Origin of the sequence: Amycolatopsis rhizosphaerae (genome assembly GCF_007713715.1) — a bacterium.
GTDB classification, from domain to species: Bacteria; Actinomycetota; Actinomycetes; order Mycobacteriales; family Pseudonocardiaceae; genus Amycolatopsis_E; species Amycolatopsis_E rhizosphaerae.
This window is the reverse complement of record NZ_VJWX01000319.1, coordinates 1-8,300: the sequence shown is the minus strand read 5'-3', so window position 1 is coordinate 8,300 and position 8,300 is coordinate 1. Positions and strand designations below refer to the sequence as shown.

The window sequence follows — 8,300 nt, the reverse complement described above, 5'->3', positions numbered from 1 at the left end:
AAGATCATCTTTGGCGAGAGTTCTTCTACCAAGGACTCCACGCCCGTCTCCAAGCAGGGCCCGTCCACACCACCACCCAGGCCAGCCGCCTCCGACTCACCAACCCGATCTTGGTGAGATCACCTCAGTGAATTGGCATTCATGAGGAGGAGATCCCACAGCGAGGGACCATGTCAGGTTCCGCTACCCGCACCGCAACGCAAACCACTTCGATGCAGGTCCTAGAGCCTCGCCGCAGCAACAGGGCGCCGGTCCGGCAACCGAATGGTCGAAGTACCGCTAGTCCGACCGCCTGAACTTCGGCGGCCAGTCAACGGAACCGGTCCGAAGATCGTTAACCTCTGACTCGCTGTCCACTGCCGGTCCAGGGAGGGCCCGTGACCATCGCCCACGAAGCGCCAGACATTCTTTCCCCGGAATTCGCGGAAAACCCCTATGCCGCCTACCGGATCATGCGGGAGCAGGCACCGCTGCTCTGGCACGAACCGATGCAGAAATACATCATCTCCCGCTACGACGACGTCGTGCGGGCGTGCAAGGACCAGACCTTCACCACCGACAACTACGTGTGGCAGCTCGAACCCGCCCACGGCGGGCGGACCATCGTCCAGATGAGCGGGCGCGAGCACTCCGTCCGCCGGGCCCTGGTGGCGCCCGCCTTCCGCGGCACCGAACTGCAGCAGAAGTTCCTGCCCGTGATCGAGCGCAACGCCCGTGACCTGATCGACCGCTTCCGCGAAGCGGGGCGCGCGGACCTGGTCTGGGATTTCGCGCGGCATTTCCCGATCAACGTCATCGTCGACATGCTGGGCCTCGACAAGAGCGACCACGCCCGGTTCCAGGGCTGGTACACCGCGGTCATCGAGTTCCTCGGCAACCTCAGCCAGGACCCCGAGGTCAACGAGGCCGGGGTGCGGGCGGGCGAGGAGATGGCCGCGTACATGATCCCGATCATCCAGCAGCGGCGCCGCGAACCCGGCGACGACCTGCTGTCCACCCTGTGCGCGGCCGAGGTCGAGGGCACGCAGATGAGCGATCAGGACATCAAGGCGTTCGTCAGCCTGCTGCTCGCGGCGGGCGGTGAGACCACGGACAAGGCGGTGGCAAGTATGTTCAAGAACCTGCTGGCGCATCCGGACCAGCTGGCCGCGGTGCGGGAGGACCGGACCCTCATCGACCGGGCCTTCGCCGAAACCCTCCGCTACAGCCCGCCGGTGCACATGGTGATGCGTGAGCTGGCCGAGGACGTCGAACTCAGTGGGGGCGTGGTGCCCGCGGGCAGCACGGTGATCTGCCTGCTCGCCGCGGCCAACCGGGATCCGGACCACTTCGCCGACCCGGATTCGTTCGACATCTTCCGCGACGACCTGCCCACCGGCACCGCGTTCTCCGCCGCCGCGGAGCACCTGTCGTTCTCGCTCGGACGGCACTTCTGCGTGGGCGCGCTGCTCGCCAGGACCGAGGTCGAGGTGGGCACCAACCTGCTGCTGGACGCGATGCCCGACCTCGAACTCGACGAGGGCGCGAACCCGGTGGAACAGGGCGTCTTCACCCGGGGACCGGCGTCGCTGCCGGTCCGGTTCAGCGCGGCACGTATGTCGGGCTGAACCGCACCGGAAGGCTGGTCAGGCCGCGCATCCACACCGACGGCTGCCAGAGCAGGGCTTCCACCGGTACCGCCAGCCTCAGGTCCGGGAGCCGGTCGAGGAGCACTTCGACCGCCGTCTTGGCGATCACCTCGGCCAGCTCCGGGGCCGGCCACGGGCAGCCGTACTCACCGTGCCCGAAGGACATCTGGGCGTGGTTGCCGATGACACCGCCGTCGGGGTGCACCTGGGGATCGGCGTTCGCCGCGGCCAGCCCCAGCAGGAGCAGGTCACCGGTGCGGATCAGCCGCCCGCCCAGTTGCGTGTCCCGCGTGGCGAAACGCCCGATGTAGTTCTGCGTCGGGGTGTCCTGCCACAGCACCTCGTTCAGTGCCTGGCCGACGCTCGCCCGGCCGCCCGCGAGGTTGGCGGCGAACCGGTCGTCGGTCAGCATCAGCCGGACGGTGTTGCCGATCCAGTAGGCGGTCGGCTGGTGCGCGGCCGAGATGACCACCACCAGGTCCAGCACGATCTGCTCGTCGGTGAGGTCCGCCGGGTGCGACAGCAGGTGCGACGGGACGTCCGGGCCCGGGTTCCGCCGCTTCTCCTCCAGCAGCCGCCCCATCGCGGCGGCCACCCGCTGGTGGGCGTTGGCGGAATCGGGATCGGCGTTGACCGCGAGCGTGATGTCCCGCACCAGGTCCGGCGTCTCGGACTCCGGCAGGCCGTACATGTCGGCCGCGGCCAGAAGGGGGATCGTCGAGGCGAACTGGGACATCAGGTCCGCGTGGCCGGTTCCCGCGAAGTCGTCGATCAGCCGGTCGGCGAAGTTCTCGCACTGCGCCCGCAGCGCGAACTGGTCGATCTCGTTCAGTGCGTCGCTGATCGCTCCGGCCCGCCGCCGGTGTTCGTTCTCCTCGGTGAACATCACCGAGTCGTTGTGGGCGACGAAGGCGATTCCCGGCCAGTCGTCGGGGACCATGTGCCAGGCGTTCCAGCGGCGGGTGTCCCTGGCGAACAGCTGCGAGTCCGTGGTGACCTGGTGGACCTCCCGGTACCCGCAGACGAACCACGCGGGGACGTCGCCTTCGAGCAGGACCGGCGCGACCGGCCCGTACTGCTCCCTGATCTCGGCGTAAAGAGCCTTGGGATCCTTCTGATATCGCGGTCCGTAAAGCCGCACCGGGTCCTGGTGCGAGTGCGCTGCATCCGTCATGAGGCGTTCTCCCGAGCGGCGGACAGGTCGTAAAGGTGGTTGACGAGTGCGAGCAGGACCTGTTTGGACGATTCCCGGTCCCTGGCGTCGCAGTCGATGAGCGGGATGTCGGCGGACAGGTCCAGCGCGTCGCGAAGTTCGTCGCGGCTGTGGTCGGGGCCCGGGAACTTGTTGTGTGCCACCACGAACGGTGTCCCGTGGTGTTCCAGGCGGTCGATCGCGTACCAGGAGTCGGCCACGCGGCGGGTGTCCACCAGCACCACGGCCCCCAGCGCACCGGCGAACAGCTGGTCCCACAGGAACCAGAACCGTTCCTGGCCGGGCGCGCCGAACAGGTACAGCACGAGTTCGGAGGTCAGGGTGATGCGCCCGAAGTCGAACGCGACCGTGGTGGTGGACTTGCCGGGCGCGCCGGCGTTGCTGTCGATGCCGATACCGGCCTGCGTCATCGTCTCCTCGGTGGACAGCGGCCGGATCTCGCTGACCGAGGAGACCAGCGTCGTCTTGCCGACCCCGAACCCGCCGACGACCACGATCTTCACCGCGTCGGCCGCGGTGCCGGGCAGCGGGGTGCGCGTCCGCTCAGATGTTTTGGAGTCCAACCAGCACCTTCTTCAGGAATGCCACATCGGGCAGTTGTAACTGGGCACGGCCGGTCGAGGGATGCCGCACGGTCACCAGGTCGTCGCGGAGCAGGTCCGACACCAGGATCCGCGCGACGCTCACCGGCAGCCGCAGTTCGGCGGAGATCTCCACGACCGAGGTCGGGGCGAAGCAGAGGCGCAGGATCTTGACGTATTCGGACTGCATCCCCGGGGTGGCCTCGGCCTTGGCCACCACCAGTGTCACCAGATCCAGTTGCCGGTCATCGACGCGGCTGCGTCCCCGGGTGATCGTGTAGAGCCGGTCCGGGTCTTCGTCGTCGAGAATGTGAGGTGCCATGTCAGCCTTGATCGCGAGGGGCGGCGACGAGGAACTCGCCGATCTGTTCGACCAGCTCGTCCATCCGGTGCCCGATCAGACCGACATCGGCGTCGTCGGTGGCCAGCACCGCGAGGTGCGCCCCATCGCCGGCCTCGACGATGAACAGCAGGCCACCGTGGAATTCGGTCATGGACTGGCGGACCCCGCCGGTGCCGTCGCCGAACTCGACGGACGCGCTGTGGGAAAGCGCTTGCACACCCGCGGCGATCGCGGCGAGCTGGTCGGCCCTGTCCACGGTCAGCCCACCGGTGTGGCAGAGTTTCAGGCCGTCACGCGACAACACCAGGGCGTGGTGGGCCCCCGGGGTGTCCTGCACCAGGTTCTCCAGCAACCATTCGAGACTCGGGTTGGCGGTGGTCATCAGGACTCTTCTCCTGTGTTGGTGTCCGGGGTGGTGGGCTTGGGCCGGTTCGCGTGCCGGAAGGCGCCGAACCGCGCTCCGGCGTCGGTGCGCGGCTTCGCCGGCGCGGGCTTGGGGCTGCCGGGCGACTTGGCGGAGGCCAGCGTCTGCCCGCGCCGCCGTTTCGGCAGTCGCTGGTCCTCGTCGACGGCGGTCGCGGTTTCGGCCTGCACGACACCGAAGGCGGTGCCCGTGGTGCCCGTGGTGCCAGTGGTGCCCGTTGTGCCGGCGGTGGTGGCGATCGGCGCGGTGGTCTGCCTGGCCACCGACGGCACCGATTCCACCCGTTCCTGCGCCAGCAACTGGCTGGGCACCCGGACCACCACCCCGGTTCCGCCCCGGGACGACGGCCGGAAGAAGACCTCCAGCCGGTGCTTGCGGGCCAGCGAGCCGACGACGGCCAGCCCGAGCCGGGTGCCGGACAGCTTCGCCAGGTCCAGCGGTTCGGAGGAGGACACCGCGGCCTTGGCCCGTTCCAGTGCCTGCGGTTTCATGCCGAGACCGGCGTCCTCGATCGTCACCACCAGGCCGTTGTGCAGTTCCTCGACGTAGACGTGCACCTCTTCGGACGGCGCGGAGAACTTGGTGGCGTTGTCCATGAGTTCGGCGAGGGTGTGCATGATGTCTTCGGCGGCGTACCCGGCGATCGCCGCGCCGCTGGCCGAATGGACCCGCACCCGCTGGTACGAGCCGATCCGGCCCATGGCCCCGCGGAGGATGCTCTCCATCACGATCGGTTTCGTCCAGCGCCGGCCCGAGCGGGCACCGGCGAGCACGGCGATACTGTCGGCCAGCCGACCGACCTGTGCGGTGCTGTGGTCGAGGGCGAGCAGGTCGCCGAGCACCTCCTCGGAGTGCCGTTCCTCCATCTCCCGCAGGTCGGCGAGCATGCTGGTGGCCATGGCCTGGACCCGCCCGGCGGCGTTCGCGCAGGCGACCATCGCCGCGGCCCGCTGGCGCTCACCGAGACCGATCTCGACCGCCAGCGTGCGCAGGATGCCGCGGTGGATTTCCGTGGTGGGCTGGGGGAGCGCGGCGAGCACCGCGTTCGCCGGGGTGCCCTGGCGGAGCTTGGACACGGCCAAGGGCAGGGTTTCGTTGGCCAGCTGCGCGATTTCCGCTTCCATCGCGGAGGCGCTGTCGGCCATGCTGCGGGTCCGCCGCGCGTGGTAGACGGCGAGGGCTGTGCCCACGCACAGCGCCACGGCGAGCACCGCGGCGACGACGGGCATGACGGCGGGCGTCCCGAAGACGGCCCAGGACCACAAACCGCCGGCGACGACGAACACGCCCAGGGAGACGAGTAGCGCCTGGCTCAGCGGGGAGCGTTGCGCCCGGGGGCGAACGTCTTCTCGTGCTGACATTGATCAAGTCCTCAGGTCGGGGTGACGCACGAAGATACTCGATCATCGGGGGGCCACGTCAACCAGTGGGATTAATCCTTGCCCGATTGTTTCCGCTGCTCAGGACGACTGTCCAGAATGGCGCATGTGGACTCCTCACGGACGGGGCGGCGACCGGGGAACACACTCGCGAGGTGGCCGCCGAGCGCTCATCCCGCCGGTGCCGGACACCTCGGCGACACGCGCGCGCGAATCTACACGGCCACCGAGCGGCCCACTCTGCCGCCCTCGCCGGTCCGTCTCCACCCCGGCGGCACCCCGACCGCGGACAGAGTGGAACTACTCATGCGGCCAAAACGCGAAATCGATAGCGTGCCCGGTATGGTCCTGTTATCCAGGGGTGTGGCCGCCGTTTGTGCGGCCCTGCTGCTGACGTCTTGCGGTGCGGTCGCCGCCGGTCACGCGGAAACCGACCGGCAGTCCGTGACATTGGCCCATGCGATCAGTTATCCGCGGCAGGCGGACGCCGCCGGTTTCGCCCGTGCGGCGCTGGCGACCCCCCTGGGCAGGTCCGGCAACTTCAGCGTGCTGGAGGCCAAGGACCTGGACCACAAGGGTTCGCGGGCGATGGCGCGCCTGGTCTGGCGGATCCATCGCGACGCATCCGAAGGCGGCTGGACCAGGGTCGAGGCGTTCGACGCCTGCTACCGCGTCGAATTCACGGACGACGAGGTCTCTTACGGGCCGACTCGGATCACCTGCCCGGACAACGCCGTCGCGATCACGCCACCGCCCCTGCCGAGGCGGGACATTCCGCCGGAATTCGTCCCAGCTCTGGAGACCACCCTCGCCAAACTGCCCCGGACGCCGACCGAAGCGGACGTGCGGGCCGCACTGGCCACCGGCCTGCCAACCCCGCCGGTCGACCCGGAAACCCACCTTGCCGCTATCCCGCCGGAGATCTCCGTGCAGGTCAACGGTTCCGACGTCGGCGTCGCGCTGTTCGCCCGCATCGGCGTCGAGGAAAAGGATTGCACGATGGGACGCCGCGTCGGCGGGGTCGTCACGGTGTGGGGGCTCAGCTGGCGTGACCTGGGGCCGCGAGAGAAACCCTGCACTCCCCAGGCCGCACTGGCCGGTCCGTAGCTTGCCCTTTTCCCGTGAGGGGTCCCCTCGCGGGAAACCGCATTCCAGGAGGGGCGTGGCGTTCCTGGCACGTTCTTCGGTTGTGTGTCAGGGGTGGCGTGCCCGGGCCAGCAGTTCCGGAACGGTGCCGTCATGGGTCGGCATCAGGTCCAGCAGCGCCGTCCAGAAACCGGGCGGGGCCGATCGGGCGGTTTCGCACACCAGTGCGATGTAATGGTCGAGCCAGGGATCGGCCGGGTATCGCTCGGGGGAAGTAAGGATGCGCAGGTAGTTGATCAGATCGCGGGCAGGGCGGACCGCGGCGGTCAGTTCGGCGTCGGTCAGGCTTCTCATGGGGCGGATCCGGGAGATCAGTTCGCCGATTCCGGGCCGGTGGGCCAGTGCGGCGACCGCGGCCAGCGCGGTGGCCCGGTTCCGCGGTGTGAAGGTCGAGAGCGGTTCCTCGGACAGCGCGCCGACCAGCGCGGCCGGGAAATCGGCGTAGCCCGCCAGTGCACACAGAACGGCCTTCGGCAGCGGCTCGGTCTGGTGCGCCTCGACCAGTCCGGTCCAGGGGAGGGTGGTCTGCGTGGCGAGCACGGCTTCGGCCTGGATCGGGGTGAGGCATCGGCGCAGTTCGGCGACCAGGTCGACGACCCGGCCACGGTGCGGGTACCGGACGGCGAGGCCGGCCCGCACCCGGTGTCGTACCAGGCATTCGTGTGGTTCATCCCGTCCAGAAGCCCGCCGTGGCCGTGCGCCCACACCCGCACTTTCCTGGAGAGGGGCGCGTCGCGGGCCCAGCGCGCCCAGGCGGCTCGCGCCGGAACACCGGCCGCGACGAGCCGATCGAGCACCATGCTCCGTATTACGCCCGCGCTCATCGCACGGCTGAACCAGTGGCTGTCCAGTTCCTGATCGGGCAGCGTGGCGATGATGTCGGCGAGCACCGCGTCGGGTGCGTGGACGAACACCCTCGGGTCCGGGTTGCCGGTCGGGAGGTCGCGCCTGGCGATACGCCGGACCAGGCCGGCGAAGCTGCCCTGCCAGTCGGCCGCGGCGCCGGCCGCGGCGAGCCAGCGGTGCCGGTCGGTGCCGCAGTGCGGGCGCAGCAGGCCGCCGAGGGCGACCCAGAAGGCGCGGTTTTCCGGGCCGCCGTTGGTGTGGTCGTAGCGGGCCACCGCGTCGACCAACTGGGAGAGGTGAGGCGTGGCCAATCGAGGGAGAGCGGCAACGCGGCATCGGCGACCAGCACCGTGTCGGCGGCGCGCAGCCGGGCGAGGGTGTCCGCGACGGGCTCGGCGGGCTCGGCGGGTTTAGCGGGCGCGATGCGCTTGGCGGGCGAGGTGTGGCCGCCGTCGGCCAGTTCGGCGAGCGCGGTCGCACGCAGGTCGGCGGGCAGCAGTTCGACGGTCCACCAGACCAGCCACCGCGCCCACGCTCCTGGGGAGTCCTCGGCCACGGCTGCCCACTATTCCAGCCGACTGCCGGAGCGCGGTGACCAGCTTCCGCCCCACGACCCGGTCCGGAATTGCCGTGTCATCGGAATCTCATTTCGCTGCGATACTGTTCGGCGGTGTCCGAGGAACAGGTTGAGCGGGTGATCGGTGGGCGTTACCGCCTCATCGAACGGTTGGGGTCGGGTG

Annotated in this window: 8 protein-coding genes; 2 read left to right on the top strand and 6 right to left on the bottom strand. The window is 69.4% G+C overall.

The features are described from left to right. Window positions 1–377: 377 nt before the first annotated feature. Entirely contained in the window at window positions 378–1,607 is a 1,230-nt protein-coding gene (locus FNH05_RS25760; RefSeq protein ID WP_186382736.1) for a cytochrome P450, read from the top strand. Here FNH05_RS25760 and FNH05_RS25755 read toward each other — a convergent pair. Genes FNH05_RS25755 through FNH05_RS25735 form a run of 5 tightly spaced genes read right to left on the bottom strand, consistent with a single transcriptional unit; the run spans window position 1,582 to window position 5,550 of the window. Continuing rightward, window positions 1,582–2,802 carry a cytochrome P450 gene (locus FNH05_RS25755; protein ID WP_144591296.1) on the bottom strand — a complete coding sequence of 407 codons (1,221 nt, stop codon included), beginning with the start codon at window positions 2,800–2,802 and terminating at the stop codon, window positions 1,582–1,584. The two genes, FNH05_RS25760 and FNH05_RS25755, sit on opposite strands and share 26 nt — an antisense overlap. Then, window positions 2,799–3,404 carry a GTP-binding protein gene (locus FNH05_RS25750; protein ID WP_144591295.1) on the bottom strand — a complete coding sequence of 202 codons (606 nt, stop codon included), beginning with the start codon at window positions 3,402–3,404 and terminating at the stop codon, window positions 2,799–2,801. Before FNH05_RS25750 ends, FNH05_RS25755 begins: the two co-directional genes overlap by 4 nt. Beyond that, window positions 3,385–3,744, bottom strand: a complete 360-nt coding sequence (locus tag FNH05_RS25745) for a DUF742 domain-containing protein (protein WP_144591294.1) — start codon at window positions 3,742–3,744, stop codon at window positions 3,385–3,387. The genes FNH05_RS25750 and FNH05_RS25745 overlap by 20 nt, the downstream gene beginning before the upstream one ends. A gap of 1 nt (window position 3,745) precedes the next feature. Continuing rightward, on the bottom strand, window positions 3,746–4,147 hold the full coding sequence (locus FNH05_RS25740; protein WP_144591293.1) for a roadblock/LC7 domain-containing protein: 402 nt from the start codon (window positions 4,145–4,147) through the stop codon (window positions 3,746–3,748). Next, window positions 4,147–5,550, bottom strand: coding sequence for a sensor histidine kinase (locus FNH05_RS25735; protein WP_144591292.1), 1,404 nt, complete (start codon window positions 5,548–5,550; stop codon window positions 4,147–4,149). Before FNH05_RS25735 ends, FNH05_RS25740 begins: the two co-directional genes overlap by 1 nt. 360 nt (window positions 5,551–5,910) lie before the next feature. Here FNH05_RS25735 and FNH05_RS25730 point away from each other — a divergent pair, with 360 nt between their 5' ends. Next, entirely contained in the window at window positions 5,911–6,675 is a 765-nt protein-coding gene (locus FNH05_RS25730; RefSeq protein ID WP_144591291.1) for a hypothetical protein, read from the top strand. An 87-nt stretch (window positions 6,676–6,762) separates the two neighbouring features. On the opposite strand, the gene FNH05_RS25725 is transcribed toward FNH05_RS25730, so the two are convergent. Next, window positions 6,763–7,353 (bottom strand): hypothetical protein, encoded by a 591-nt coding sequence (locus FNH05_RS25725; protein WP_144591290.1) that lies wholly within the window; start codon window positions 7,351–7,353, stop codon window positions 6,763–6,765. Window positions 7,354–8,300: the final 947 nt, after the last annotated feature.

Coding starts and splice junctions, on each gene's coding strand:
- FNH05_RS25755 (WP_144591296.1), bottom strand. CDS start 2,802: ATGACGGATGCAGCGCACTCGCACCAGGACCCGGTGCGGCTTTACGGA.
- FNH05_RS25735 (WP_144591292.1), bottom strand. CDS start 5,550: ATGTCAGCACGAGAAGACGTTCGCCCCCGGGCGCAACGCTCCCCGCTG.
- FNH05_RS25730 (WP_144591291.1), top strand. CDS start 5,911: ATGGTCCTGTTATCCAGGGGTGTGGCCGCCGTTTGTGCGGCCCTGCTG.
- FNH05_RS25740 (WP_144591293.1), bottom strand. CDS start 4,147: ATGACCACCGCCAACCCGAGTCTCGAATGGTTGCTGGAGAACCTGGTG.
- FNH05_RS25745 (WP_144591294.1), bottom strand. CDS start 3,744: ATGGCACCTCACATTCTCGACGACGAAGACCCGGACCGGCTCTACACG.